The sequence below is a fragment of the Asanoa ferruginea genome (assembly GCF_003387075.1).
In the GTDB taxonomy this organism is placed as follows: domain Bacteria; phylum Actinomycetota; class Actinomycetes; order Mycobacteriales; family Micromonosporaceae; genus Asanoa; species Asanoa ferruginea.
Genome location: NZ_QUMQ01000001.1, coordinates 6,672,338 through 6,697,246 on the forward strand (window position 1 = coordinate 6,672,338; position 24,909 = coordinate 6,697,246).

General features: G+C 72.4%; 26 protein-coding genes. 15 read left to right on the top strand and 11 right to left on the bottom strand.

Annotated elements, in window-relative coordinates:
• The first annotated feature begins 9 nt into the window (after positions 1-9).
• From DFJ67_RS31155 to DFJ67_RS31175, 5 genes are all read left to right on the top strand, one after another.
• The gene (locus DFJ67_RS31155; RefSeq protein WP_116076847.1) at positions 10-675 is read left to right on the top strand and encodes an ABC transporter ATP-binding protein; all 666 of its coding nucleotides are present in this window, start codon (positions 10-12) and stop codon (positions 673-675) included.
• On the top strand, positions 672-2,906 hold the full coding sequence (locus tag DFJ67_RS31160) for an FtsX-like permease family protein (RefSeq protein ID WP_116071629.1): 2,235 nt from the start codon (positions 672-674) through the stop codon (positions 2,904-2,906). The genes DFJ67_RS31155 and DFJ67_RS31160 overlap by 4 nt, the downstream gene beginning before the upstream one ends.
• Positions 2,907-2,971: 65 nt before the next feature.
• Positions 2,972-3,730, top strand: a complete 759-nt coding sequence (locus tag DFJ67_RS31165) for a YaaA family protein (RefSeq protein ID WP_116071631.1) — start codon at positions 2,972-2,974, stop codon at positions 3,728-3,730.
• A gap of 85 nt (positions 3,731-3,815) precedes the next feature.
• Positions 3,816-5,993: an MMPL family transporter gene (locus DFJ67_RS31170; RefSeq protein ID WP_116071633.1), complete on the top strand. Its 2,178-nt coding sequence runs from the start codon at positions 3,816-3,818 to the stop codon at positions 5,991-5,993.
• A gap of 50 nt (positions 5,994-6,043) precedes the next feature.
• Entirely contained in the window at positions 6,044-6,502 is a 459-nt protein-coding gene (locus DFJ67_RS31175) for a nitroreductase/quinone reductase family protein (protein ID WP_116071635.1), read from the top strand.
• Here DFJ67_RS31175 and DFJ67_RS31180 read toward each other — a convergent pair.
• Positions 6,499-7,395 carry a DMT family transporter gene (locus DFJ67_RS31180; RefSeq protein WP_239096984.1) on the bottom strand — a complete coding sequence of 299 codons (897 nt, stop codon included), beginning with the start codon at positions 7,393-7,395 and terminating at the stop codon, positions 6,499-6,501. The two genes, DFJ67_RS31175 and DFJ67_RS31180, sit on opposite strands and share 4 nt — an antisense overlap.
• Before the next feature lie 89 nt (positions 7,396-7,484).
• On the opposite strand from DFJ67_RS31180, the gene DFJ67_RS31185 reads away from it, so the two are divergent.
• A complete protein-coding gene (locus DFJ67_RS31185; protein ID WP_116071639.1) occupies positions 7,485-8,348 on the top strand; it encodes a LysR family transcriptional regulator in 864 nt (287 codons plus the stop codon).
• Here the strand turns inward: DFJ67_RS31185 and DFJ67_RS42980 are convergent.
• Complete coding sequence (locus DFJ67_RS42980; protein WP_170216065.1) at positions 8,345-8,515, bottom strand: hypothetical protein; 171 nt, start codon at positions 8,513-8,515, stop codon at positions 8,345-8,347. The genes DFJ67_RS31185 and DFJ67_RS42980 overlap by 4 nt on opposite strands.
• Before the next feature lie 79 nt (positions 8,516-8,594).
• Here DFJ67_RS42980 and DFJ67_RS31190 point away from each other — a divergent pair, with 79 nt between their 5' ends.
• Complete coding sequence (locus DFJ67_RS31190; protein ID WP_170216066.1) at positions 8,595-9,299, top strand: phosphatase PAP2 family protein; 705 nt, start codon at positions 8,595-8,597, stop codon at positions 9,297-9,299.
• Here DFJ67_RS31190 and DFJ67_RS31195 read toward each other — a convergent pair.
• On the bottom strand, positions 9,277-9,852 hold the full coding sequence (locus tag DFJ67_RS31195; RefSeq protein WP_116071643.1) for a dihydrofolate reductase family protein: 576 nt from the start codon (positions 9,850-9,852) through the stop codon (positions 9,277-9,279). The genes DFJ67_RS31190 and DFJ67_RS31195 overlap by 23 nt on opposite strands.
• A gap of 123 nt (positions 9,853-9,975) precedes the next feature.
• Between DFJ67_RS31195 and DFJ67_RS31200 the strand changes: the two genes are divergently transcribed.
• The gene (locus tag DFJ67_RS31200) at positions 9,976-10,920 is read left to right on the top strand and encodes a sigma-70 family RNA polymerase sigma factor (protein WP_116071645.1); all 945 of its coding nucleotides are present in this window, start codon (positions 9,976-9,978) and stop codon (positions 10,918-10,920) included.
• Here DFJ67_RS31200 and DFJ67_RS31205 read toward each other — a convergent pair.
• The gene (locus DFJ67_RS31205; RefSeq protein WP_116071647.1) at positions 10,917-11,387 is read right to left on the bottom strand and encodes a PPOX class F420-dependent oxidoreductase; all 471 of its coding nucleotides are present in this window, start codon (positions 11,385-11,387) and stop codon (positions 10,917-10,919) included. The two genes, DFJ67_RS31200 and DFJ67_RS31205, sit on opposite strands and share 4 nt — an antisense overlap.
• 22 nt (positions 11,388-11,409) lie before the next feature.
• A complete protein-coding gene (locus DFJ67_RS31210) occupies positions 11,410-12,420 on the bottom strand; it encodes an aldo/keto reductase (RefSeq protein WP_116076849.1) in 1,011 nt (336 codons plus the stop codon).
• A 55-nt stretch (positions 12,421-12,475) separates the two neighbouring features.
• On the opposite strand from DFJ67_RS31210, the gene DFJ67_RS31215 reads away from it, so the two are divergent.
• A complete protein-coding gene (locus DFJ67_RS31215; RefSeq protein WP_203783143.1) occupies positions 12,476-13,156 on the top strand; it encodes a TetR/AcrR family transcriptional regulator in 681 nt (226 codons plus the stop codon).
• Here DFJ67_RS31215 and DFJ67_RS31220 read toward each other — a convergent pair whose 3' ends face one another.
• Positions 13,157-13,531, bottom strand: a complete 375-nt coding sequence (locus tag DFJ67_RS31220) for a VOC family protein (protein ID WP_116071651.1) — start codon at positions 13,529-13,531, stop codon at positions 13,157-13,159.
• 45 nt (positions 13,532-13,576) lie between these two features.
• Here DFJ67_RS31220 and DFJ67_RS31225 point away from each other — a divergent pair, with 45 nt between their 5' ends.
• On the top strand, positions 13,577-14,416 hold the full coding sequence (locus DFJ67_RS31225) for an aldo/keto reductase (protein ID WP_116071653.1): 840 nt from the start codon (positions 13,577-13,579) through the stop codon (positions 14,414-14,416).
• Here the strand turns inward: DFJ67_RS31225 and DFJ67_RS31230 are convergent.
• Positions 14,413-15,249 (bottom strand): alpha/beta hydrolase, encoded by an 837-nt coding sequence (locus DFJ67_RS31230; protein WP_116071655.1) that lies wholly within the window; start codon positions 15,247-15,249, stop codon positions 14,413-14,415. The genes DFJ67_RS31225 and DFJ67_RS31230 overlap by 4 nt on opposite strands.
• Before the next feature lie 88 nt (positions 15,250-15,337).
• The gene (locus tag DFJ67_RS31235) at positions 15,338-16,873 is read right to left on the bottom strand and encodes an alkaline phosphatase D family protein (RefSeq protein WP_116071657.1); all 1,536 of its coding nucleotides are present in this window, start codon (positions 16,871-16,873) and stop codon (positions 15,338-15,340) included.
• Between the two features lie 166 nt (positions 16,874-17,039).
• Between DFJ67_RS31235 and DFJ67_RS31240 the strand changes: the two genes are divergently transcribed.
• Together DFJ67_RS31240 and DFJ67_RS31245 are read left to right on the top strand one after the other, a co-directional pair.
• Positions 17,040-17,264, top strand: coding sequence for a hypothetical protein (locus tag DFJ67_RS31240; protein WP_147315671.1), 225 nt, complete (start codon positions 17,040-17,042; stop codon positions 17,262-17,264).
• An 83-nt stretch (positions 17,265-17,347) separates the two neighbouring features.
• Positions 17,348-18,475, top strand: a complete 1,128-nt coding sequence (locus DFJ67_RS31245; RefSeq protein ID WP_147315672.1) for an alpha/beta hydrolase — start codon at positions 17,348-17,350, stop codon at positions 18,473-18,475.
• On the opposite strand, the gene DFJ67_RS31250 is transcribed toward DFJ67_RS31245, so the two are convergent.
• Positions 18,472-18,654, bottom strand: coding sequence for a hypothetical protein (locus DFJ67_RS31250; protein ID WP_116071664.1), 183 nt, complete (start codon positions 18,652-18,654; stop codon positions 18,472-18,474). The two genes, DFJ67_RS31245 and DFJ67_RS31250, sit on opposite strands and share 4 nt — an antisense overlap.
• A gap of 105 nt (positions 18,655-18,759) precedes the next feature.
• Here DFJ67_RS31250 and DFJ67_RS31255 point away from each other — a divergent pair, with 105 nt between their 5' ends.
• Positions 18,760-19,488, top strand: a complete 729-nt coding sequence (locus tag DFJ67_RS31255) for an SDR family oxidoreductase (RefSeq protein WP_116071666.1) — start codon at positions 18,760-18,762, stop codon at positions 19,486-19,488.
• Positions 19,489-19,610: 122 nt separating this feature from the next.
• Complete coding sequence (locus tag DFJ67_RS31260; protein ID WP_116071668.1) at positions 19,611-20,600, top strand: IS481 family transposase; 990 nt, start codon at positions 19,611-19,613, stop codon at positions 20,598-20,600.
• Here DFJ67_RS31260 and DFJ67_RS31265 read toward each other — a convergent pair.
• Together DFJ67_RS31265 and DFJ67_RS31270 are read right to left on the bottom strand one after the other, a co-directional pair.
• Positions 20,597-23,368 (bottom strand): glycoside hydrolase family 2 TIM barrel-domain containing protein, encoded by a 2,772-nt coding sequence (locus tag DFJ67_RS31265; RefSeq protein WP_116071670.1) that lies wholly within the window; start codon positions 23,366-23,368, stop codon positions 20,597-20,599. The two genes, DFJ67_RS31260 and DFJ67_RS31265, sit on opposite strands and share 4 nt — an antisense overlap.
• Positions 23,365-24,207, bottom strand: a complete 843-nt coding sequence (locus tag DFJ67_RS31270) for an SMP-30/gluconolactonase/LRE family protein (RefSeq protein ID WP_116071672.1) — start codon at positions 24,205-24,207, stop codon at positions 23,365-23,367. The genes DFJ67_RS31265 and DFJ67_RS31270 overlap by 4 nt, the downstream gene beginning before the upstream one ends.
• A gap of 47 nt (positions 24,208-24,254) precedes the next feature.
• Here DFJ67_RS31270 and DFJ67_RS31275 point away from each other — a divergent pair, with 47 nt between their 5' ends.
• Complete coding sequence (locus DFJ67_RS31275; RefSeq protein WP_116076851.1) at positions 24,255-24,905, top strand: O-methyltransferase; 651 nt, start codon at positions 24,255-24,257, stop codon at positions 24,903-24,905.
• Positions 24,906-24,909: the final 4 nt, after the last annotated feature.

Genomic DNA, 24,909 nt, shown 5'->3' on the forward strand with positions numbered 1-24,909 from the left:
AGCGGCCCGATGATCGAAGCGCGGGAGGTCGCGCTCTCGTTCGGCGAGACGCCGGCCCTGCGCGGCGCCACGCTCACCGTCGACGCCGGCGAGGTGCTAGCCGTGATGGGCCCGAGCGGCTCCGGCAAGTCGACCCTGCTGCACTGCCTGGCCGGCATCCTGGTGCCCGACGCCGGCGAGATCCACATCGCCGGCCGCCGGGTCGACACGCTCGACGAGAGCGCCCGCAGCGCGCTGCGCCGCGACGAGTTCGGCTTCGTCTTCCAGTTCGGCCAACTCGTCCCCGAGTTGACCGCGGTGGAGAACGTGGCGCTGCCATTGCTCTTGGCCGGCACCCGGCGGCGGGCCGCGGTGGCCGAGGCCAGTGGCTGGTTCGGCCGGCTCGACCTCGAAGGCCTGCAACAGCGCCGCTCCGGCGAGCTGTCCGGCGGCCAGGCGCAGCGGGTCGCGCTGGCCCGGGGGCTGGTCGCGCGGCCGCGGGTGCTGTTCGCCGACGAGCCGACGGGTTCGCTCGACTCGCTCACCGGCGAGCACGTGCTTGACCTGCTGGTCGCCTCGGCCCGCGAGCAGGGCACCACGGTCGTGGTCGTCACCCACGAGGCCCGGGTCGCCGCGTACGCCGACCGCGAGGTCATCGTCCGCGACGGCAAGGTCACCGCGCCGGTGCTGTCGTGATCCGGCTCGGTCTGCGGCTCGCCGTCGCCGGTGGCCGCGAGGCGGCCGTGCGGCTGGTCGTCGTCGCCGTGGCGGTGGCACTCGGCACCGGCCTGCTGCTGGCCACCCTGGCCGGCATCAACGCCACCAAGACGCAGAACCTGCGCTACGCCTGGCTCAACACCGGCGCCGACCCGTCGACCACGGTCGCCGTCGCGGGTGTCGACCCGGTCTGGTGGCTGGCCCGGGAAGACTACTTCCACGGCGAGCAACTGGGCCGGATCGACGTCGCCGCGACCGGCCCGGCCGCCCCGGTTCCGCCCGGCATCGCGGCCCTGCCCGGCCCGGGTGAGTTCTACGCCTCGCCGGCGCTGCACGACCTGCTGAAGACGACGCCGGCCGCCGAACTCGGCGACCGTTTCCCCGGCCGGGAGGTCGGCGTGGTCGGCGACGCGGCGTTGCCGTCGCCCGACAGCCTGCTGGTCATTGTCGGTCAGCCGCTCGACGCGTTGGCCGACCAGCCGGCCGCCGCGAAGGTCAGCCGGATCCTGACCACCGACCCGGCCAACTGCTCCCGCTGCGTCGTCGGCCTCAACAACACGATGTTCACCGTCACGCTGTCGGTGATCGCGGCGGCGCTGATCTTCCCGGTGCTCATCTTCATCGGCACCGCGACCCGGCTCTCCGCCGCCCGGCGCGAGCAACGCTTCGCGGCCATGCGGCTGATCGGCGCCACCCCACGACAGGTCTCCGTGCTGGCCACCGTGGAGTCGACGGTCGCCGCGGTCGCCGGCATGCTGCTCGGCTTCGGCGTCTTCGTCGCCCTGCGACCGGGGCTCGCGGCGATCCCGTTCACCGGCGCCACGTTCTTCCCCGACGACCTGGGACTGAGCCTGGTCGACGTGCTCGCGGTCGGCCTCGGCATCCCGATCGGCGCCGCGGTCGCCGCGCGGCTCGCGCTCCGCCGGGTGCGGATCTCGCCCCTCGGCGTGTCCCGCCGGGTCACCCCGAAGCCGCCGCGCGCCTGGCGAGTGATCCCGCTGGTCGCCGGCATCGCCGAACTGGCCTGGTTCGTCGGCCGCAAGCCGGAGACCACCAACGGCCAGACCTTCGCCTACATCGCCGGCGCGGTGCTGATCGTGATCGGTCTGGTGCTGGCCGGACCCTGGCTGACCATGCGCGCGGCAAGACTGGTGGCGCAGCGGGCCCAGCGACCCGCCGCGCTGATCGCCGGCCGGCGGCTCAGCGACGACCCGATGGCCGCCTTCCGGGCCGTCAGCGGCCTGGTGGTCGCCCTGTTCGTGATGACCGCCGCCAGCGGCGCGATCACCTCCTACGTGGCCGAGCGCACCACGCCGGCCGGTGACTCGGTCGCGGCCACGTCGCTCTCGCAGACCTTCTGGCCCGACAGCCTGGTCCCGGGCACGCCGGCACCATCCATAGCGGACATCCCCGCCGGCCTGTCCGCCATCCCCGGCGTCACAGCGGTGATCACGGTGCGGGAGAACCTGCGGGAGATCTCCGGCGATTCCCACAACCCGCAGGGCCCCGGCCTGATCAGCTGCGCCGACCTGGCCAGGACGCCCGAGTTCGGCCGCTGCCCGTCCGGTGCCGCGACCGCGGCGGTCTGGTCCGACCTGATCGGGCCGCGCGAACCGGGCACGACGCCCGACGAGCGGGTCTGGCCCGCGTCGACCATCACCGATCTCGGCTCGCTGCGGCTGCTCTCGGTCGTGGTGGAGACCGACGGGTCGGCCGCCGCCAAGGAACGGGCCCGCACGGCGCTCGCGGAAATGAACCCGTGGGGCCGCTTCCCGGCCACCGAGGCGGAGTGGGAGGCCGACTCGGCCCGCACCCTGGTGCAGTTCCAGCGGCTCGCCGACGTGGTGATCCTGGCCAGCCTGCCAATCGCCGGATGCAGCCTGGCGGTCAGCGTGATCGCCGGCCTGAGCGACCGCAAACGGCCGTTCAGCGTGCTGCGGCTGACCGGCGTGCGGATCCGGATGCTGCGGGCCGTGGTCGGCCTGGAGAGCGCGGTGCCGCTCCTGGTCGTCGCCGCGGTGGCGATCGGGACGGGCTTCCTCGCGGCCGCGCTGTTCCTGCGGGCCCAGCTCGACTATTCGCTGCACGCCCCGGGCGCGGGTTACTACCTGATCGTGGCCGGCGGGCTGGCGGCGTCGCTCGCGATCATCGCGGCGACCCTGCCCCTGCTGCGCCGGATCACCGGCCCGGAGACGGCCCGCAACGAATAGCCAACGGGGGCGCGGCGGCCGGCACCCGGGTGCCGGCCGCCACCCGTACCAGGCAAAATGGGCTTGTGATCATCCTGATGCACAGCTCGAAGACCATGCGGGTGCCGAGCACCGGACATAAGGCGACCGGCACTCCCGTGCTGATCGACAAGGCGCGCGAACTGGTCGACGAGCTGCGGGCAGTGCCGGCGGCGAAGCTGGCGAAGATGATGACCGTCTCGGCCGAGCTGGCGGAGAAGACCCGGCAGCAATACGCCGACTGGGGCACCGACGGCGTCGCGCCGGCCGCCGAGTGCTTCGTCGGCGACATCTACAGCGGGCTCCAGGTCGACTCGTTCACCGCCGCACAGCGCCGCTACGCCGACACGCACCTGCGCATCCTGTCGGGCCTCTACGGCATCCTGCGGCCGTTCGACGGCATCCGCCCCTACCGGCTGGAAATGGGTTATCGCCTGCCCAGCGGCAACCTCTACCAGTTCTGGGGCAGCGCGATCGCCGAGCAGCTCCCGGCCCGCGGGCAGATCGTCAACCTGGCCGCGGCGGAATACAGCAGGACCGTCACCAAGTTCGTCGACCCGGAGCGGATCGTCACGCCGAAGTTCCTCACCCTCGACCCGAAGTCCGGCGAACCGAAGTTCATCGTCGTCCACGCGAAGATCGCCCGCGGCGCGTTCGCCCGCTGGCTGATCACCACCGGGGCCAAGGAGCTGCACGAGTTCGACGACATCGGCTACCGGCACGAGCCGGGGTTGGGCAGCGCGCGGGAGCCGGCGTACGTGTGCGAAGAGTTCGGCGGCAAGGGTCTGTCCATCCGGCTAACGTGACCATTCCCCCCAACTTCCCCGTCGGGGTCCGGTCCGGGCGGACCCCGGAGGCGGCGCGGGTGAACCCAGCGGCAGGATCTCCGGTATGACGCAGACGACTCCGGCGGTCCGCACCGAGGTGGCGCCGGCACCGGCCCGCACAACGCTGCTCGGCCGGCTCGGCCGCTGGTGCTTCCGGCACCGCTGGGCGGTGGTCGGCCTCTGGCTGGTCGCCGTCGTGGCCGGCGGGTTCGCGGCCGGTCCCGTGTTCGCCGGCCTCGACGACAGCCAGGGCCCGTCGTCGCTCGAGTCGGTCGCGGGCAGCGACGTCATCGCCGACGCGTCCACGTCGTCCGGTGCGATCGTCGCGGTGGTCAGGGGCATTGACCCCAACGCACCGGGGGTACGCGCTGCCGTGACCGACGGTGCCGCCCGGGTCGGCGGGGTCGCCGGGGTGACCGGCGTGGTCACGCCGTTCGCCGACAGCCCCGCGGCCGCCGCGCTGCGGGCGAAGGACGGCCGCGGCCTGCTGGTGCAGGCGCGGCTCGGCGAGCTGTCCGGCGACGCGCTCGACACCGCCACCGACGCCGTGGAGGCCGAACTCCGTACCCTCGGTCCGGCCCTGGTCGCGGCCGGCCAGCCGGACGCGACGGTCGAGGTCGGCGGTGGCCGCCTGGTCAACAAGCAGGCCAACGAACAGGCCCAGAAAGACCTGTCGTTCGCCGAGCAGCTCTCCCTGCCGATCACCCTGCTCGTGCTGATCTTCGTGTTCGGCGGCCTGCTCGCCGCCCTGGTCCCGGTGCTCGGCGCGATCGTCTCGATCGCCGGCTCGTTCTCCGTGCTGCTCTTCTTCTCCACCATCACCACGCTCGACCAGAACGCGGTCACCGTGGTGACGCTGATGGGCCTCGGCCTGTCCGTCGACTATGGACTGTTGCTGGTCGCCCGCTACCGCGACGAGTTGGCCGCCGGCCGCGAGCCGCTCGATGCGATCGGCGCGGCCTGGGCGACGGCCGGCCGCACCATCCTGTTCTCGGCCCTGACGGTCGCCGCCGCCCTGGCCGGGATGCTGGTGTTCGGTGTCACCGGCCTGTCCGCGATGGGTGCCGCGGGCGTGTCCGTCGCGCTGGTCGCCCTGCTGATGTCGCTGACCTTCACCGCGGCCCTGGTCGGCCTGTTCCGGCGCCGGATCAAGCCGTCGAAGCGGCAGGTCGCCGCGGGATCCTCCGACGGAGGCTTCTTCTGGGGCCTGGCCCGGGGTGTGCAGCGCCGGCCGCTGGTCACCGCCCTGGCCACCGCGCTGGTGCTGATCGCCGCCGGCTTCCCGCTGCTGACCATGAAGATCAAGGTGGAAGACCTCGACGGCCTGCCCCGCTCGCTCGAGTCGGTCCGGGTGATCGACACGCTGGCCACCGAGTTCGGCCAGCCCGACCAGCCGGCGATCACCGTGGTCGCCCGCACCGACGCCGCCACGCTCGAAGCGTGGGCCCGGTCGCTGCCGTCGGCGGACATCGCCGGCGTGCGGCAGGCCGACCAGATCGCACCGGGCGTGGCGACCGTCGACATCGACGCGGTCGGCGACGCCGAGGGCGACGCGGCGCTGCGCCTGGTGTCGGCGGCCCGGGCCGACCGGCCCGCCGGGGTCGACTCGTGGGTCACCGGCATCGCCGCGATCCACAAAGATCTCAACGGCCTGCTGTTGTCGCGGCTGCCGTACGCCATCGCGTTGACCTTGATCGCCATGGTCGTGCTGCTCTGGGCGATGACCGGTTCGCTGGTCGTGCCGGTCAAGGCGGTCGTGATGAACGTGGTCTCGCTCGGCGCCACCTTCGGCGTGCTGAGCGCGGTCTTCGAGCACGGCGTGCTGTCCGGCCTGCTGCACACCCACGTGGTCGGCGGGATCAGCCCGTTCGTGCTGGTGACGGTGTTCGCGTTCGCGTTCGGCCTGTCGATGGACTACGAGGTGTTCCTGCTCGCCCGGATCAAGGAACAGGTCGACCAGGGCGTGCCCAACGACCTGGCCGTGCGCCGCGGCCTGCAACGGTCGGGCCGCATCATCACCTCGGCCGCGCTGCTCATGGTCATCGTGTTCAGCTGCTTCCTGACCGGCCGGATCGGCACGGTGCAACAGATCGGCCTGGGCCTGGCGGTCGCGGTGGCGGTCGACGCGACCCTGGTCCGCTGCGTCCTGGTGCCGGCGACGATGACCATGCTCGGCCGGTGGAACTGGTGGTCGCCGCGCCCGCTGGCCCGCCTGCACAGCCGGTTGGGCCTGCGTCACTAGCGGCTCGCTGCTTGCGCGGGTGCGCCACGCTGAGGCGCGGAGGTGTCGCGATGGCCGCTCGGGTGAAGGTTCCGCCGCGCTGGTTCGTCCGGACGGCCTGGTCGGTGCACCGCGGCATCTACCGCCTCGGCGGTGGCCGGCTGGGCCTGTGGCGGCCCCGCCCCAACCGCTGGGGCGCGCTGCGGCTGACCACCACCGGTCGGCGCAGCGGCCAGCAGCGGAGCGTGATCGTCGGCTATTTCGAGGACGGGCCCAACCTGGTCACGCTCGCGATGAACGGCTGGGGCGACGCGGAGCCGGCCTGGTGGCTCAACCTCCTGGCCAACCCGGAGGCCCGTGTCGAGGTCAAGGGTGGGTCACGGCAGGTCCGGGCCCGGCCGGCGGTCGACGACGAACGCGCCCGCCTCTGGGACCGCTGGCGGACGATCGACAAGGACCTCGACGGGTACGCGTCGCTGCGCTCCCGCGAGACCGCGGTCGTGATCCTGGAACCGGTCGCCGCTGGCTAGCCGGTCCCGCTCGCAGGGGCGAGGGTGCTGCCGGCCGCAGGGGGCCGCTTCGCCCAGCGGGTGAGGGCGACCCCGATCAGCACGATCGCCATGCCCGCGGCGATCCGGAAGCTGAAATCCTCGCCGAGCACGACGACACCCAGCGCCACCGAGACTACCGGCAGCAGGTAGCCGACGGTCGCGGCGTTGGTGGCGCCCTCGGCGGCGATGATCCGGTAGGTGAGGTGGAAGGTCACCCCGGTCGCGGCGACGCCCAGGATCAGCACCCCGATCAGCCGTGCCGGGCCGAGGTGTAGCGGCGTCAGGCCACCCGCCGGCAGGGTCAGCGCGGTCAGGCCGGTCGCCGCCAGAAGTTGCGCGGCGGACAGGGAGATCGTGGGGATGCCCCGGCCGACGAGGTTGCGGCCCATGTAGGCGAAGCCGACCGCATAGCTCGCCGCCGCGACGACGATCGCGAGCGCGCCCCAACCGATGGTCCCGGTGCTCTGCCAGGGCGCGAAGATCAGCACGACGCCCGCGAAGCCGAGCCCGACACCGAGCAGCCGGACCGGCGGCAGGCCCCGCTCGGCGCGGATCAGCAGTGTCCACAGTGGCGTCGTCGCATTCAGCACGCCGGCTACGCCCGAGTCGATGGTCTGCTGGCCGACGCTGAACATGGCGAACGGCAAGGCGTTGCAGAAGAACGCGGCCACCACGATGTGACCCCAGACCGCCCGGCCGCGCGGCAGTCGCTTGCCGGTGGCCCAGCAGGTGACCAGGAGGGCGGCCGAGCCGAGCAGGCACCGGCTGAGGGTGACCTGCACCGGCGTCAGCGCGTCGAGCGCGAGCTCGATCCAGAGGAAGGTCGATCCCCACAACAGGGCGAGCACGCCCACCCGCAACGTTCTGTCCACGGCCTGCACGCTGCCCTGGCCGACCTGGAAGGACAAGCGAAGAGTTCTGCACATCCGTTAAGTTCTGCTACATGCTTGATATGCGTCGCATGCAGGTCCTTCGGGCGGTGGTATCCAGCGGTTCGGTGACGGCCGCGGCCGCCCACCTGGGCTTCACCCCGTCGGCGGTCAGCCAGCAGGTGGCCGCGCTGGAGAAGGAGGCGGGGATCGCCCTGCTGGAGCGGGTCGGCCGAGGCGTCCGCCCCACGGCGGCCGGCCGGCTGCTGACGGGCCACGCGGCCGTGATCAGCCAGCATGTCGCCGAGGCCGAGACCGCGCTGGCCGACCTGCGGGCTGGGCGGACGGGCCGGCTGGCGGTCCGCTATTTCGCCTCGATCGGCCCGACGATGCTGGCGCCGGCCCTGGCCCGGGCCCGCCGCGCGCACCCGGGCGTGGCGATCGACCCCAAGCTGAGCGATCTCGAGGACCCGGAACCGTTGGTGGAGCAGGGTGAGGTCGACCTGGCCGTCGTGGTCCGCCACCCGGGCGCCGAAAGCCGCCCCGGGGTCAGTCTCGTGCGGTTGCGCGAGGACGCCTACCAGGCGGTGCTGCCGACCGGCCACCCGCTCGCCGCGCGCCGGGTGGTCGACCTGGCCGACCTCGCGGTGGAACCGTGGGTGGGCAGCGAGCCGCCGGGCCCGTGCCGGGAACCGATCATCGCGGCCTGCGCCGCGGCGGGCTTCACCCCGGACATCGTGGCGACGTCGGAGGACTACGCCACGGCACAGGGTTTCGTGGCGGCCGGCCTCGGCGTCAGCCTGATCCCGCGACTCGGCCTGTGCGCCCGCCACCCGGGCGTCGCCGTCCGCCGGGTCCGCCGTCCGGAGCCGACCAGGACGATCTACGCGGCGGTACGCGAGGGCTCGCTGACCCAGCCCGCCCTCCGGGCGTTGCTCGAGGCCCTGGTCGCCTAACCGCGGCGGGTCCGCCGGAACACCGTGGCGACCGCGACCACGGCCAGCAGCGGCACGATGAAGAACACCCAGGCGCCGCCCGGCCCCAGACTGTCCCGGACCACCATGGCCAGCAGAATCGCCGTCACCGCGGCGACGACTGGGTAGATCGTCCAACTCGGCTTCATGCACCTCTCTGTACCCGCCGCCCGGCCGACCCATGCCACGGGACAGTGCGCACGGCCGTCGATGGCTACCCTCTGGTGGATGAGCCGGCCCGGGTGGCGCACGGCATTGGCGCTGGTCGCCGGTTTCGCGGTGCTGACCTGGGCGTTGGCCGCGGGCGTGTTCCTCGACGTCGACGTGGCCGTCCGCGACTGGAGCGACGCGCACCGCCCCGAGCCCGCGCGGCTGGTTGCCAAGACTCTCTACTTCCTCGGTTCGGCCAACCTGCTCGCCGCGATCCTGATCGTGGTCGCGGGCGTGCTGGCGGCCCGCGACCGCACCCTGCGCCCGGTCCTGCTGGTCCTCGTCACGGCCGCGACCAGCTACGTGGTGGTCGTCCCGCTGAAGATTGCCGCCGACCGCTCCGCGCCGCACGCACCGTGGCCCGACGCGGTCGAGCTGTTCGCCAACGACGCCGGCTGGTCCTATCCGTCCGGCCACGCCGTCAACACCCTGATCTGGTATCCGATCCTGGTGCTGCTGATCGAGCGCGCCCTCCGCCGCCCGCTGTCCACTGTCGTCCGCCGCGCCATCCTGATCACCCCCGTGGTGATCGTCTTCGCCGCGATCACCTACCTCGGCTTCCACTGGCTCACCGACAGCGTGGCCGGCGTCCTCCTCGGCGCGGCACTCTGGCTCGTGCTGCGCCGGCTCCAGCTCGACGACCCCGCTCGACGGCCCCCGCTCGACGGCCCCCACCCCGCCGAGGGCCGTCGAGCGGTAGCTAGGCGCCGAGTCGATAGGTGAGGAAGGCGAGGCTGTCGCCGACCGTGCGGGCGTCGACCAGGCGCATCGGCTTGGCGCTGCTGGTCTCGCCGAACAGGCGGTCGCCGGCGCCCAGCACGGTTGGGTAGACCATCAGGCGCACCTCGTCGGCCAGGTCGTTCTCGATCAGGGTTCGCGCCAGCGGCAGGCTGGCGTACACCACGATCTCGCCGTTGAGGGTTTCCTTCAGTTCCTTCGTCGCGGTCAGCGCGTCGCCGCTCGGGAGGACCGTGGTGTGGGGCCATTGCGGGTCTTGCAGGGTTGTGGAGATGACGTATTTGGGCAGTTCCCGGAGGCGGTCGGCCCAGTCGCCGGGTCGGTCCGCCCAGCGGGTGGCGAAGTAGTCGTAGCTGCGCCGGCCCAGCAGCATCGCCGAGGCGGCCAGCGCCTCCTCGTATTCGGCCGCGGCCCATGCGGTCCGGTCGGCGTCGCTGATTCCGTTGAACCAGCCGCCGCGGTCGAAGTCGCCCTCGCCGGTCGGGTCCTGCACGACGCCGTCGAGCGTGATGTTCTGGCTGATGATGATCTTTGCCATGGCTGGTCTCTCCTCGCACGGTGAGTTGCTGTCACCGATACCGACACCGCACCGGCCGCGAAAGGGGCGCCCCCTTTCCGCCTCGGCCGGTGTCGACACAGGGAGAAGCGAGAGGGTGAAGACATGACAGACGCGATCACGCGGGCGCGGGCCGGGAGCGGAGAGGCGTTCCAGGAGCTGACCGAGCCCTACCGGCGCGAACTGCTGGTGCACTGCTACCGGATGCTCGGGTCGATACAGGACGCCGAGGACATCCTTCAGGAGACGCTGCTGGCGGCCTGGCAAAGCCTCCACGGGTACGAAGGCCGCGCCTCGCTGCGCACGTGGCTCTACCGGATCGCCACCAACCGGTGCCTCAACGCGCGCCGGTCGGCCAGCCGGCGCCCGGCCAAGGAGTGGGACGTGCCCAACGTCGAACGGCCCGAGCCGACCCGCCTCGGTGAGGTGGTCTGGCTGGAACCGATCCCCGACGTGCTGCTCGGGCCGGAGGACCGCTACGAGCAGTCGGAATCGGTCTCGCTGGCCTTCGTGACCGCGCTACAGACGTTGCCGCCGCGGCAGGTCGCCGTGCTGATCCTGCGTGACGTGCTCGGCTTCCACGCCGCCGAGGTGGCCGAGATGCTCGACCGCAGCGTCGAGTCGGTGAAGAGCGCGCTCAAGCGGGCCCGTGCCGCCCTTCCGGCGCCGCCGGTCGCCACCGCGCCGGCCGCCGAGGAAGCCGTCGTGGCCCAGTTCGTCGACGCCTGGCAGTCGGCAGACGTCGAGGCGCTGGTGGCGCTGCTCACCGACGACGTCTTCATGTCGATGCCGCCGATGCCTTTCGAGTACGAGGGCCGCGACGCCGTCGCCCGCTTCTGCGCCGCCATCTTCGGGGCCGGCCGCCGGTTCGACCTCGTGCCGACCCGGGCCAACGGGCAGCCGGCGTTCGGTGCCTACGTGCACGGCCCCGACGGGGTCAGCCACGGCACCGGCCTTTACGTGCTCACTGTCGACGGCGGCCGGATCAGCGCGCTGACCCGCTTCGAGAGCGGCATCCTGGCGAGGTTCGGGATGCCGAGGTCGATCTAGGCCGGCGCGCGGTCCGGCGGGAAGCCGCCGGTCGCGATCGGGCCCCAGGTGTCGATCGTGACGCGGATCAGCGACTTGCCCTGCCGGCGCATCGCCTCGCGGTATTCCGCCCAGTCCGGGTGTTCGCCGGCGATGCAGCGGAAGTAGTCGACCAGCGCGTCCTCGGTCTCCGCCGCCGGCATGTCGAGCACCTCGGCCGTGCCGTCGACCTGGACGTAGGGGTCGTTCCAGTCGTCGGAGTGGACCAGCACGCTGGCGGCCGGGTTGCGGCGCAGGTTGACCGCCTTGGCGCGGTCCGGATAAGTGGAGATCACGATCCGGCCCGCGCCGTCGACGCCGCCCGAAACCGGGGACAGTTGCGGACGGCCGTCGCGGCGGAAGGTCACCAGGGTGAGCCGGTGCCGGGTGCGGACGAACTCGATGAGCTGGTCGCGGTCGACCCGGTCGGCGGTTGCGATCTTGGGCACCCGATCAGGTTACCCGGGCCGCTCAGCGCTCGCTGTCCAGCAAGTGGAGCTGCTGGTCCATGTAGCGGCCGCCGGCGGCGGCACCGGCCGGAACCGCGGCCTCGATCCGGGCGAGCACCTCGGGGGAGAGGGTCAGCTCGGCCGCACCGAGCGACTCGGCGAGGCGGTCCCGACGGCGGGCACCGACCAGCGGCACCACGTCGGCGCCCTGAGCGGCGACCCACGCGATCGCGACCTGGCTGGTGGTCGCGCCGAGGTCCGCGGCGACCCGGGCGAGCTCCTCGACCAGGCGCAGGTTGGCGGCCAGGTTGTCGCCGCTGAACCGGGGGAGCGCCGAGCGGAAGTCGCGCGCGCCGAGCTCCTGGTTGACCGTCCACTGGCCGCTGAGCAGCCCGCGGGACAGCACGCCATAGGCGGTCAGGCCGATGCCGAGCTCGCGCAACGTCGGGATGATCTCCTGCTCCGGGCCACGGGACAGCAGCGAGTATTCGATCTGGAGGTCGCTGATCGGCGCCACCGCCGCTGCCCGCCGGATCGTGGAGGCGCCCACTTCGGACAGTCCGATGTGGCGGATGTAGCCGGCCTCCTGCATGTCGCGCAGTGCGCCGACGGTCTCCTCGATGGGGATGTCGGGGTTGAGGCGCGACGGCCGGTAGATGTCGATGTAGTCGGTCTCCAGCCGGCGCAGCGACTGGGCCAGGCGGTCGCGCACGGCCGACGCCGACACGTCGTAGGGGACCGGCTGGAACGAGCCGTCCGGGTTCTTCCGGCTGCCGAACTTGACGCTGAGCACGACGTCTTCGCGGCGCCGGCCGCGCAGCGCGCGGGAGATCAGCATCTCGTTGTGTCCGGAGCCGTAGAAGTCGGCGGTGTCGATCAGGTTCAGCCCGGAGTCCAGAGCGGCGTGGATCGTAGCGATACTTTCGGTTTCGTCGGCCGGGCCGTACATGTCAGACATGCCCATCGCGCCCAGGCCGAGCGCGCCGACGACCGGTCCGGTCGTACCCAACTTGCGTGTGCCGATTGTCGTCATGCCGGCCACGTTAGCACCGCTCACGCCAGAACGTGATCGGTGCTAACATGTGGCGGTGACAACACCCCGGGAACGGATCCTCGCCGCGGCGGCCCACCTCCTGGCCAGCGGTGGTCGCGAGGCCGTCTCGACGCGGGCGGTCAGCGCGGCGGCGGGCGTCCAGGCCCAGACCATCTACCGGCAGTTCGGTGACATGGCCGGCCTGTTCGCGGCGGTCGCCGACGGGGCGTGGGCCAGCTATTTGGAGCAGAAGCGCTCCGGCGAGAAATATGACGACCCGCTGGCCGACCTGGTCGCCGGCTGGGACCTGCACGTCGAGTTCGGGCTGGCCAACCCGGCCCTCTACAAGCTGATCTTCAGCGACTCCCGGCCCAGCCAGCCCTCGGCGATCAGCGGCGAGGGGCACGACCTGCTCGCCGGCATCCTGCGCCGGGTCGCGGCCGCCGGCCGGCTGCGGGTGCCGGTCGAAACCGCGACCCCGATGGTGTACGCGGCCAGCGTCGGCGCCACCCTCGCGCTGATCGCCGCACAGGGCACCGGCACGCTCGAGCAGCACCGCGCGCTCTCGCACAACCTGCGCGACGCGGTCCTGGCCGCGGTGCTGGCGGCGCCGACCAGCGACGGGGTCGGGTCGCCGGCGGTCGCGCTCAAGGCCGCGCTGCCGGCCGTCGCCGACCGGTTCAGCCCGGCCGAGCGGGTGCTGCTCGGCGAGTGGCTGGACCGGATCGCCCCCTGATCACTCCGGGCCGGCCAGCCCCATCAGGTTGCCCTCCGGGTCGGTGAAGTGGCCGACGACCAGGCCGCCGTCGGGCCGCCGGCTCGGGCCCATCCGCCGGGTGCCGCCGAGCCGCTCGGCGGCCAGCAACGCCTCCTCGACGTTGGGCACGAAGACGTAGAACACGGTCTGGGCCGGGTAACCGGGCCCACCGCCGACGCCACCGGGGATCCCGTCGCCCTCCGGCTGGACGAATCCGTAGTCGTCGGGGACGGAGACCTCCTCGACGACCGGGTTGCTGGTGTCGAACCGCCAGCCGAACAGGTTGCCGTAGTAGTCTCGCAACCCCGAGGGGTCCGTTCCGATGATCTCGAAGTGCACGACAGGCTGTGCCATGGCGCCATCCTTTCGTCCCGGAGGCCACAGCCTAAGCTGGCGGGCATGGCCAAGATCTCTATTCCGACGCGTACGCTCAACGACGGCTACCAGATGCCCTGGCTGGGCCTGGGCACCTGGCCGTTGCAGGGGCGCCAGTTGACGGACTCGATCCTCGCCGCGATCGAGCTGGGCTACCGGCTGATCGACACCGCGAGCAGATACGGCAACGAGGACGCGGTCGGCGCGGCCATCCGGGAGAGCGGCCTGCCGCGCGAGGACTTCTTCGTCACCACCAAGCTGGCGGGCCGCGACCAGGGCAAGCCCTACGTGCGGGAGGGCTTCTCCGCCTCGCTGGAGCGGCTCGGCCTCGACTACGTCGACCTCTACCTGATCCACTGGCCATTGCCGCTGCTGGGCCGCTACGTCGAGTCGTACGTGGAGATGGTCGCGCTCCAGCAGGAGGGCCTGATCCGCTCGGTCGGCGTCTCCAACTTCCTCGACGACCACATCGCCGCCATCGTCGCGGCGACCGGGGTGCAGCCCGCGGTCGACCAGATCCAGGTCTCGCCGACGCACGCCCAGGTCGACGTGGTCGAGGCGGTGTCCCGTGGCGGCACGGTCGTGCAGGCGTGGCGGCCGCTGGAGCGCAACGGGGGCATCCTCGAGCACCCGACCGTGACCGGCATCGCCGACCGGCTCGGCGTCGCGCCGTCGCAGGTGGTGCTCCGCTGGCTGATCGAGCGCGACATCACCACGACGCCGCACTCGAGCAACCCGGACCGCCAGCGGCTCAACGCCGACATCTTCGAGTTTTCCCTCGAGCCCGCCGACGTCGCGGCGATCACCGCCCTCGACGTCGGCGCGCCCGTCAAGCAGGACCCGAAGACCTGGGAAGAGTTCTAGAAGCGCTGCACGAAGGCGAGGGCGGTGTCGGCGACCTCGCGCCAGCCGCTGTCGATGGTCAGGGCGTGGCCGCGGCCCTTGATCTCGACGAACTCGGTCACCGCGGCCTTGTTGCGGGCCTGCCGCTCGTAGGACGCGTGGGCGATGGCGTGCGGGACCGTGTGGTCCTTCTCGCCGGAGATGACCAGCAGCGGGCCGCGTTCGGGGGTCTCGGTGTCGACCGCGACCTCGGTCCACGGGTTGAAGTTGGCCACCGCGGCCTGGAACAGCGGCTCGCCCGGTGCCGGCACGGCGTATTCCGCGTAGAGCTCGCGGGCCTCTTCCTCGCTCACCGCGTTGGCGAACGCGTAGCGGAACTGCTCGTAGGTCAGCGGCACCGCGCGGTGGTAGTTGGCCGGGTTGCTGAGCACCGGTGAGGCCGAGCGCAGCGCCGAGATCGGCAGCGGCAGCACGCCGCGGAACGGCGCCGGGTCGATCGCGACCGTCGCCGCCGACAGGCCGCGGCCCGCGCTGATCTGGGCGAGCAGGCCGCCGAAGGAGTGACCGATGATGGCCGGCTTCTGGTCGAGCTTGCCGATCAGGTCGCAGAAGTGGTCGGCGACCTGGCCGACGCTCTTGTTGGCCATCACCTCGGGGTGGGCGTTGGCCTCTTCGACGGTGTCGGGGTCGTCGGGCCAACCGGGTGCGACCGGGGCGTAACCGGCCTCGGCGAACAGCGCCGCCCACCGGTCCCAGCTGCTGGGCAGCAGCCACAACCCGTGGACGAAGACGACCGGCTTGCGGCCGCTGGCGTTGGCGTCGGTGATCTGCTGGAGATCGGAAGCGTCGGACATGTGCGGTCCTCCTGTGGTGGGGCGCGGCGACCGGAGAGCACGGTCGCCGCGCCTGAGTCTGCTCTCGCTTCGCCCGATCGAGAAGAGGTCAGAAACGCCAAGGCGGCGTAAGGGTTGTGGCCCACAACACACTGCCGTCGAGGTCGCGCAGCTTGACGGTCAGCTCGCGGCTGCGGCCGTCGATGCTTACCTCGCCGAAGTGCTGGAAACCGTCCAGCGGCGAGGTGTTGGCCTCCGGTGGCGCGTGCACGAAGGCGGCGGTCGGGCCGAACGTGCCGTCGAGCGCGTTGGGGCCGAACGCGCCGGCGTTGGCGGGGCCGGAGACGAACTCCCAGAAGGGGGTGAAGTCGCCGATCGCGGCCCGGGCCGGGTCGTAGTGGTGTGCGGCCGTGTAGTGCACGTCGGCGGTGAGCAGCACGATGCCGCTCACCCGGTGGCGGTGGGCGTCGCGCAGGATGCTGGCGAACTCGAGTTCGCGGCCGAGCGGCGCGCCGTTGTCGCCCTGCGCGACGCCTTCCTGCGCGGTCGCGCCGTCGGGCACGACCAGGCCGAGCGGCAGGTCGTTGGCGATCACCTTCCAGGTCGCCGTCGACCGGCGCAGCCCCTCGGTCAGCCACCGGCGCTGGGCCTCGCCGAGCAGGCCGCGGCGCGGGTCCGCGTACACGTTGCCGTCGTTGACGTCTTTGAAGGTGCGCATGTCGAGCACGAAGATGTCGAGCAGCGGGCCGTAGGAGACCTTCCGGTAGACCGGCCCGGGCGTGATCGGCGTCCACTCGTAGAAGGCCTGGCGGCTGCGCGCGGCGAGCACGTCGACCCGCTTCTCGGTGTAGCGGGCGTCGTCGAGGAGCTCACCGGGGTACCAGTTGTTGGTCACCTCGTGGTCGTCCCACTGGTTGAGCTGCGGCACCTCGGCGAAGAACCGGCGCACGTTGGCGTCGAGCAGGTTGTAGGCGAACTGGCCGCGGTATTCCGCCAGGGTCTCGGCGACCTTGCTCTTCTCGGGCGTGACCAGGTTGCGCCACACCCGCCCGTCGGCCAGCGGCACCGACTCGACCAGCGGGCCGTCGGCGTAGACCGTGTCGCCGCTGCACAGGTAGAAGTCGGGGCGCACCCGGCGCATCGCCTCGAAGATCCGCATGCCGCCGAGGTCGGGGTTGATGCCCCAGCCCTGGCCCGCGATGTCGCCGGTCCAGACGAACCGGATGCCGTCGTGGCCACCGGGAACGGTCAGCGACCCGGTGATCGGCTCGCTCGCGACACCGCGCTCGCCGACCACGCGGACCCGGTAGTAGGTCTTGCGGCCCTCGCGCAGGCCGCGCAGCCGCACCCGGCCGGTGAAGTCGGTGTCGGGCCCCAGCAGCGGCCCGGCGACGGTGCGGGCGTGCCGCAGGTCGGGGCGGTCGCTGACGTCGACCAGCAGCCGGCCGGCCCGGTCGGCGCGGGTCCACACGTTGGCCGCGCCGCCGACGGCGTCGCCGGTCTGCACACCGTGTGTCAGCACCGGGCGGCGGCGGGCGAGGGTGGGTGTGCCCGCGACGGCCGGCGCGCCGCCGAGCGCGGCGGTGGTGCCGAGTGCGGCGGCGGCGCCGAGCAGGCCCCGGCGGCTCCAGTTCTGCGATGCCACGTCGTGCTCCCTCCGATGGGGATCAACTGTTCGTGCCCTGCCTACCGGCCCCGGGCGACCGCCGGGTGGCCGCGCGATGACGGCGTGGAATAGAACATTCGCAAGTCTGGATTAGATAGCCGTTAATTCGGCGTTGATCCCGGCCCGGCGCCGTTAACGTCGATCCATGCGTTCCATGGTCATCCGCCGGTTGCTGCGGGCGGGCGCCATCGCGATCGCGGTGGTCGCGGTCACTGTGCTGTTCTTCGCGCCGTCGGCCGACGGCCACCCCCGGGTCGCCGTCCGACCCGACAGCGACCTGTGGGAGCACGTGCCGATGGTCGCGCTGACCGCCCTCGCCGTGATCGTCACCAGCGGCGCCGTGGTGCTGCTGCGCCGCCGGCGCTACTGATCCGCCTCCGGGCGAGCGGTGGGACGTCGGTCACCGTACCGTCGCATGATCTTCGGTTTTGTGATGATGTTGCCGATGTGGTGATGGCGGCGGTGACCCGGCGGCGGATCGTCGGCGGCGCGTTGGCGGCCGCGGTGACCGGCGCGTTCGGCACTGCCGGCGCCGGCTACTACTTCGCCGGTGAGCTGCTCGGTGTCGACCACAGCCGCGACCTGCCGGTGCGGGTGCTCGGCGTGGCCGGCGACACGGTCACGCTCAGCCGCGATCTCGACACCGCCAAGCCGGTCGAGGTCGGGCTGGCCTGGCCCGACGGCGCGGTGCGGCTGTCGGCGCGCGTGGAGGTCGACGGCGACACCGTCGTTCGCGAGATCGTCGAGCGCCAGCAGGGCGAGTTGCGGCCGGGCCTCGCGGCCACCGTCGACTACAACGTGTTCAGCACCGACCCGAAGGCCGCGTTCGGGCTGGACTTCGCGGCCGTCCCGGTGCCGGGCCAGCTCGGCGACCTGCCGGCCTGGCTGGTGCCCGCACCCGACGGCGAGCGGGCGGGCGCGTGGGCGATCGCCCTGCATGGCCGGGGTGCGAGCAAGCACGAGGCGCTGCGGGTGCTGCCGACCGTGGCCGGTGCCGGGCTGACCACGCTGGTGATCGGCTATCGCAACGACCCCGACGCGCCGGCCAGCCCGGACGGCTACTACCACCTGGGCGACACCGAATGGCGTGACCTGGCGGCGGCGATCCGCTACGCCCGCGAGCACGGCGCCACCGGCATCGTCGTGTTCGGCTGGTCGATGGGCGGCGGCATCACCCTGACCGCCCTGCGCCGGCTGCCGGTGGCCGACGCGGCACTCGTGCGCGCGGTGGTGCTGGACAGCCCGGTGCTCTCCTGGCGCGCGGTGATCGACTATCAGGCCGAGCTGCGCCACCTGCCGGCGCCGGTGACCTGGTCGGCGAAGCGCTTCGTCGAGTGGCGCGGCCGGCTCTCGCTGGCCCGCCTCGACCAGCACCCGGGCGAGCTGACCGTGCCCACCCTGCTCTTCGTCGACGAAGACGACCTGCTGGTGCGCACCGACCGCGCGCACGCGCTGGCCGCGGCCCGCCCCGAGCTGGTCACGCTCGTCTCGACCCGCGGCGGCGGCCACGTGGCGTCGTGGAACGTCGATCCCGCCGGCTACGCGAGCGCGGTGCGATCCTTCCTGGACCGCGTCGGCTAGGAAGAGCGCCAGTGGCTGTCGTCGAGGTGGTTGTCGGGCTTGGCCTGGGGCGGGTCGGTCTCGTGCAGCTCGACCAGGTCTTCGGGGAGCACCCGGGGCGGTAGCTCGCCGAACCGGACGTGCCGCAGGAAGGCGGCCTCCTCGTCGCTGAACACCACGTGCTCGCCGTCGTCGGCCATCGCGACCTCCCTGTGCCACCCATTCTGCCGCCGCCGGGCCACCCTTTGACCGGCCATTTGGTGGATCCCGCCCCATGACCGCCCGGCACCGGCCAGGCTGGAGCCATGGCACTGGAGGGGCAGCGGGTGCTGCTGGTCGGCGGCACGTCCGGGCTCGGCCTCGCGGTCGCCCAGGCGGTCGCCGCGCGGGGCGCGACACCGGTCGTGGCGTCGCGCAACCGGGACCGCGTCGAGCGGGCCCTCAGCGCGCTGCCGGCCGGTGCGGAAGGCGCGACCGTCGACCTCACCGACGCGACCTCGGTGGCCGGGCTGGCCGAGCGGGCCGGTGCGATCGATCACCTGGTCTACACGGCCGGCGAGCCGCTGGCGCTGACCATGCTGGCCGACCTCACGACCGACGTGGCCGCCCGCTTCTACGCGACCCGGCTGTTCGGCGCGCTGGCCGTGATCCGGGCGGTGCGCGCCGCCGGCACCCTGAGCACGGCCGGCAGCGTGGTGCTGACCGGCGGAAACGCCTCGCAGCGGTCGGCGCCGGGCTGGGCGCTCGGCGCCAGCATCTGCGGTGCCATCGAGGCGCTGACCCGGCAACTCGCGCTGGAACTCGCGCCGGTGCGGGTCAACGCGATCGCGCCCGGGGTCACCCGCAGCCCGATGTGGGCGGCGGGCATGAGCGACGACGAGCAGCGGGCGATGTTCGACCAGCTCGCCGGGTCGCTGCCGGTCGGCCGGGCCGGCGAGCCGGAAGACGTCGCGCTGGCCTACGTCTACGCGATGGAGCAGCCGATGGCCACCGGCACCGTGCTGCTCGTCGACGGCGGCGCGGTGCTGGTCTAGGTGTGCTGTCCAGGGAGGTTGGTCAAGGTTGTGTGACGAGACGATCTAGGTCTTGAAAGGGTGAGGCCTCCGGTCGTGAAGTGGAGCTGTCGAAGAACCGCTTCACCTGACCTGGAGGCCTCGTGGCACACGCTAACGCAGCCCTGACCCCGAAAGCACGCCTCAAACTCGCCCGCCTGGTCGTCGATGAGCGCTGGACGGTCTCCGCGGCCTCCCGCCGATTCGATGTCTCCTACCGCACCGCGAAACGGTGGGTCGACCGGTATCTCGCGATGGGAGCCGCGGGTATGCAGGACCGGTCCAGCCGCCCACTCCACACCCCGACCCGCACCCGCCGCGACCTGGTCCGCAAGATCGTGTACTTGCGGTGGCGGCACCGACTCGGCCCTGTCGCGATCGCCGCCCGTCTCGGGATGGCCGCCTCCACCGTGCACGCGGTCCTGGTCCGTGCCCGGATCAACCGGCTCTCCCACATCGATCGACGCACCGGTGAACCGATCCGCCGCTACGAACACGACACCGCGGGCGCCCTGATCCACGTCGACGTCAAGAAACTCGGCAACATCCCCGACGGCGGCGGCTGGCGATACGTCGGCCGCGTCCAAGGCAAGCGACACCGCGCCGCGACCACCGGCAAGCCCCGCAGCGCCTACCGCAACCCGAAGATGGGCACCGCCCACGTCCACACCGTCATCGACGACCACTCCCGCGTCGCCTACGCCGAAATCCACAACGACGAGACCGCCATAACCGCAGCTGCAGTCTTGACCCGCGCAGTGGCTTGGTTCGCCGCCCGCGGCGTCCGAGTGCAAAGGGTGCTGTCCGACAACGGCTCGGCCTACCGCTCCCGCCTCTGGCGCGAGACCTGCACCCAGCTCGGCATCACCGTCAAGAAGACCCGCCCCTACCGGCCCCAGACCAACGGCAAGATCGAACGGTTCCACCGCACCCTTAACGCCTGGGCGATCGATCGGTTCTACCCCACCGAACACCACCGCCGCGCGGCCCTACCCCGATGGCTGCACTTCTACAATCACCACCGACCCCACACCGCGATCGGCGGCCAGCCACCCATCACCCGCCTTACCAACCTGGCTGGACAGCACATCTAGGGCTTTACCGCCCGGAGCGTCACCACCAGGTCGAAGGGCTCGGCGCGCAGCCAGGCCTCCGGTGCCGGCGGTGGGCCGCAGGCGGCGGTGCCCAGGCCGTGGTGGCCGTAGTCGAGATGGACGTGCACGTCGGGGCCCGGCACCAGGTCGTTGGTGTGCGTGGCGGCGGTGAGCGCGGCCGTGCTCCAGCGCCGGGCGGTCAGCTCGAACGTCGGATGGCCGAGGATCTCCAGGCCGGCGCCGGTCGGGTCGGTCAGCCGGGCCTGACGCACCCGGGTCCGGTTGCCGTTCTCCTGCGGCCGCACGTAGGGCGTCTGCAGACCATCCACCGTGGACCGGTAGCGGCCGACCAGCGCGGCGGCCGACGAGTCCACATAGGCCTCACCGGGGCCGCCGCCGAACCACTCGACCGCGCCGAGGCGGCCCGGCACGGCCAGCGCCACGCCGGCGCGGGGGAGCGGGACGGCCCAGTCGCCGGTCGGTTCGACATGCAGGGCCAGCGTGACCGCGTCGTCGTCGGCGGTCCAGGTGTAGGTGGCCAGCAGCGCGCGGTCGGTGCCGGCCGGCGCGACCCGGCTGGTCACCACGTAGGCGTCGGCCGACGCGTCGACGTCGACCACCCGGTGGGTGAGCCGGTGCAGGCCCGCGGCCCGCCAGCGGTCGGCGACCGGGTCGGGGCCGAAGATGTCGTTGTCGATCGGCGCCCGCCACAGGTCGAGCCGGGGGCCGCGCAGGGCCAGCCCGCCGAGCGCGACCAGGTCGCCGTCGCGGAACTGGGCCGGGCCGAGGGCATTGCGGGCGAACCGGCGCCCGGACCGGCGCGGGCGGGGTGCGGCCTCGTGCAGCCGGACCTGCCCGGCCCCGACGGTGGCGCCGGCCAGCCGGGCCGTGACGGTGAGCCAGGCCTCGCCGAATCCGTGCGTCACGTGCGGAAGCGCAACCGGGTGCGACTCCCCGGGGCCCAGCGCCGGGGCCTCCACCTGCCCGGACGCGACCGTGTCGCCGTCGACCGACACGGTCCACTCGAGCGTGACGCCGGTCAGGTCGCGGTGGTCGTAGCCGTTGCGGACGGTCAGGCCGCCGGCGTCGGCGTCCAGCCGGACCGGAGCGAAGACCGCGCCCAGCTCGGTCAACCCGGGCGACGGTGTCCGGTCCGGGAACACCAGGCCGTCGATGACGAAGTTGCCGTCGTGCACCGGCTCGCCGAAGTCGCCGCCGTAGGCGAAGTGGTCGCCGCGCCGGATGCCGTGGTCGATCCACTCCCAGATGAAGCCGCCCTGGCAGCGCGGGTAGGTCTCGAACAGCTCCCGATAGGTCGTCAGCAGGCCCGGGCCGTTGCCCATCGCGTGCGCGTACTCGCAGAGCACGAACGGCAGGCCGGTCTCGGCGGCGCCGATCTCGGCGACCTCGTCCGGCGGCGGGTACATCCGGCTGTAGACGTCGGTGTGCGTGCTCGACCAGTCGCCCTCGTAGTGCAGCGGCCGGTCGGGGTCGATCGCGCGGGCGGCCTCGGCCATCGGGCCCAGGTTCTGCCCGACGCCGGCCTCGTTGCCCAGCGACCACATCACCACGCAGGGATGGTTCTTGTCGCGCTCGACCGTCCGGCGCATCCGGTCGACCAGCGCGTCGGTCCACCGCGGGTCGTCGGTCGGGTTGTCGCGCCAGCCGTTCTGCTCGAAGCCGTGCGTCTCGTAGTCGTTCTCCACGATCACCCAGAAGCCCAGCTCGTCGCAGAGGTCGAGGAGCGCCGCGTCCGGCGGGTAGTGGCTGGTGCGGATCGCGTTGACGTGGTGGGCCTTCATCAGCTGGAGCTCGGCCCGCACCACGTCGGGCGGGACCACCCGGCCCAGGTCGGGGTGGAACTCGTGCCGGTTGACGCCGCGGAAGAAGATCCGCCGCCCATTGCCGGTCAGCAGCCCGTCGACCACGGCCACCGTGCGGAAGCCGAGCCGCAGCGAAACCGTCTCGGTCTCCGTCGACACCGACGCGGCGTACAACGTGGGCGTCTCGGGTGTCCACGGCGCGACCGCTTCGAGCACGTGGTCGGTGTTGACGGCGACATCACGCAGCCCGAGCTCCGGGACCGACAGCAGCGCGCCGGCTGGGGCATCGACTCGGAGCGTGCCCTGCCCGGTCGCGTGGTCGAAGGCGGCATGCGCGAACACGTCGTCGAGACCGCCCGCTGGCCGGACCCGCAGGGTGACCGCGCGGAAGATCCCGGGCAGCCACCACATGTCCTGGTCTTCCAGATAGCTGCCGGCCGACCACTGGTGCACCCGCACGGCCAGCACGTTGGCGGCGCCGGGGCGCAGGTGCGCGGTCACGTCGAACTCGTGGGTGAGCCGGCTGCCCTGGGTGACGCCGACCTCGGCGCCGTTGACGAACACCCGGCCGCACGAGTCGACGCCCTCGAAGCGCAGCAGCACCCGTTGCCCGGCCCAGTCGGCCGGCACGTCGAACACCCGCCGGTGGTCACCGGTGGGGTTCTCTGTGGGCACGTGCGGCGGGTCGATCGGGAAGGGATAGGTGATATTGGTGTACGCGGGCTGCCCGTAACCATGCATCGGCCAGCTCGACGGCACCGGCAGCGTGTCCCAGCCCGCGTCGTCGTAGCCGGCGGCCCAGAAGTCGTCGCCGGCCGTCGCGGTCGGGTTCAGCCGGAACCGCCAGGCGCCGGACAGGTCGATCGACGGTGCGTCGCTGTGCAGCGCGGCCCGCGGTGGCACCGTCCCCTTGGGGCGGCCGAAGTCGGTCAGGTAGTCGCTCATCCCGCGAACCCGTAGTCGGCGAAGCCGGTCACGCCGGGCCGGGCCCGGAACAGCGCGCCGCTGGGCGCCGGGTCGTCGGCCGACGGGCGGGAGGTGGTGATGTAGAGGTCGGCGAGGTCGGGCCCGCCGAACGCGCACGCGGTCGGCCGCGCCACCGGCATCGGGATCACCGCGTCGAGGCTACCGTCCGGCCCGTAGCGGTGCACCGCGCCGCCGTCCCACAGCGCCACCCAGACGCCACCCTCGGCGTCGAGGCAGAGCCCGTCGGGCGTGCCCGTCTCCTTCGGCACGGTGACGAACGGGCGACGGTTGGTCAGGTCGGCGTCGAACAGGTCGATCCGCTGGGTCGCCGAGTCGATGTAGTAGGCGGTCTGCCCGTCGCGCGACCAGGCCAGCCCGTTGGAGATGGTCACGTCGTCGAGCACGACCGTCACGGTCAGGTCGGCGTCGAGGCGGTAGAGCTTGCCGGCGCCCGTGCTCTCGTCGGTCGCCATCGATCCACAGTAGAACCGGCCGAGCGGGTCGCAGCCGCCGTCGTTCATCCGCACCGATCCGGCGGGCCACAGTTCCGGCAGGATCCGCGGTTTTTCCGTGCCCGGGTCGAGGAGCGCGAAGCCGCGTTCCACCGCCAGCACCAGACCGCCGCCGCGGCGCGGGCGGATCGCGCAGACGACCGACGAGACGGGGGTACGGGTGACCGCGCCGCCGTCCGGATCGATCGAGAGCATGTCGCCGGCCAGCATGTCGACCCAATGCAGCCGCCCGGTCGCGGCGTCCCACGCCGGACCCTCACCGTGCCCGGCGAGCCGGTCGGTGACCTGTTCCACGTTGATCTTCATAACGGTCTCATCCTGCCATGCGGCAGCCAGGCCTTAGGGTGGGGATCATGCCCGATATCACCAGTCCCGCGATCAGCGACTACCTGCTCGCCCACTCGTCGCCGTCCGACGACCTGCTGCGCGAGCTGGCCGCCGAGACCACGCGTGCCTTCCCCGACGCGGCCGGCATGCAGATCTCGCACGACGAGGGTGAGCTGCTGACCATGCTGACCCAGCTCGTCGGCGCGACCAGCGCGGTCGAGGTCGGGGTGTTCACCGGCTACTCGTCGCTCTGCATCGCGCGCGGCCTTGCCCCGTCCGGCACGCTGCTGGCCTGCGACGTCAGCGAGGAGTGGACCTCGATCGCCCGCCGCTACTGGGACCGGGCCGGCGTCGCCGACCGGATCGACCTGCGGATCGCGCCGGCCATCGAGACGCTGCGGGCGCTGCCGGCGCAGGAGACCATCGACTTCGCGTTCATCGACGCCGACAAGGACGGCTACCCCGCCTACTACGCGGAGTTGGTCACCCGGGTGCGGCCGGGCGGTCTGATCGTGCTCGACAACGTGTTGCGCGGCGGCCGCGTGGTCGACCCGTCGGCGACCGGGCCGGGCGACGTCGCGATCCGCGCGATCAACGACCAGGTGGTGGCCGACCCGCGGGTCAGCGTGGTCATGCTGCCCGTGCGCGACGGGGTCACCCTGATCCGCAAGCACTGATCTT

Excerpts from the sequence above, each read along its gene's own strand:
- DFJ67_RS31155 (WP_116076847.1), top strand. The coding sequence starts at position 10 with ATGATCGAAGCGCGGGAGGTCGCGCTCTCGTTCGGCGAGACGCCGGCC.
- DFJ67_RS31170 (WP_116071633.1), top strand. The coding sequence starts at position 3,816 with ATGACGCAGACGACTCCGGCGGTCCGCACCGAGGTGGCGCCGGCACCG.
- DFJ67_RS31175 (WP_116071635.1), top strand. The coding sequence starts at position 6,044 with ATGGCCGCTCGGGTGAAGGTTCCGCCGCGCTGGTTCGTCCGGACGGCC.
- DFJ67_RS31185 (WP_116071639.1), top strand. The coding sequence starts at position 7,485 with ATGCAGGTCCTTCGGGCGGTGGTATCCAGCGGTTCGGTGACGGCCGCG.
- DFJ67_RS42980 (WP_170216065.1), bottom strand. The coding sequence starts at position 8,515 with ATGAAGCCGAGTTGGACGATCTACCCAGTCGTCGCCGCGGTGACGGCG.
- DFJ67_RS31190 (WP_170216066.1), top strand. The coding sequence starts at position 8,595 with ATGAGCCGGCCCGGGTGGCGCACGGCATTGGCGCTGGTCGCCGGTTTC.
- DFJ67_RS31195 (WP_116071643.1), bottom strand. The coding sequence starts at position 9,852 with ATGGCAAAGATCATCATCAGCCAGAACATCACGCTCGACGGCGTCGTG.
- DFJ67_RS31200 (WP_116071645.1), top strand. The coding sequence starts at position 9,976 with ATGACAGACGCGATCACGCGGGCGCGGGCCGGGAGCGGAGAGGCGTTC.
- DFJ67_RS31210 (WP_116076849.1), bottom strand. The coding sequence starts at position 12,420 with ATGACGACAATCGGCACACGCAAGTTGGGTACGACCGGACCGGTCGTC.
- DFJ67_RS31220 (WP_116071651.1), bottom strand. The coding sequence starts at position 13,531 with ATGGCACAGCCTGTCGTGCACTTCGAGATCATCGGAACGGACCCCTCG.
- DFJ67_RS31225 (WP_116071653.1), top strand. The coding sequence starts at position 13,577 with ATGGCCAAGATCTCTATTCCGACGCGTACGCTCAACGACGGCTACCAG.
- DFJ67_RS31230 (WP_116071655.1), bottom strand. The coding sequence starts at position 15,249 with ATGTCCGACGCTTCCGATCTCCAGCAGATCACCGACGCCAACGCCAGC.
- DFJ67_RS31240 (WP_147315671.1), top strand. The coding sequence starts at position 17,040 with ATGCGTTCCATGGTCATCCGCCGGTTGCTGCGGGCGGGCGCCATCGCG.
- DFJ67_RS31245 (WP_147315672.1), top strand. The coding sequence starts at position 17,348 with ATGGCGGCGGTGACCCGGCGGCGGATCGTCGGCGGCGCGTTGGCGGCC.
- DFJ67_RS31250 (WP_116071664.1), bottom strand. The coding sequence starts at position 18,654 with ATGGCCGACGACGGCGAGCACGTGGTGTTCAGCGACGAGGAGGCCGCC.
- DFJ67_RS31255 (WP_116071666.1), top strand. The coding sequence starts at position 18,760 with ATGGCACTGGAGGGGCAGCGGGTGCTGCTGGTCGGCGGCACGTCCGGG.
- DFJ67_RS31265 (WP_116071670.1), bottom strand. The coding sequence starts at position 23,368 with ATGAGCGACTACCTGACCGACTTCGGCCGCCCCAAGGGGACGGTGCCA.
- DFJ67_RS31270 (WP_116071672.1), bottom strand. The coding sequence starts at position 24,207 with ATGAAGATCAACGTGGAACAGGTCACCGACCGGCTCGCCGGGCACGGT.
- DFJ67_RS31275 (WP_116076851.1), top strand. The coding sequence starts at position 24,255 with ATGCCCGATATCACCAGTCCCGCGATCAGCGACTACCTGCTCGCCCAC.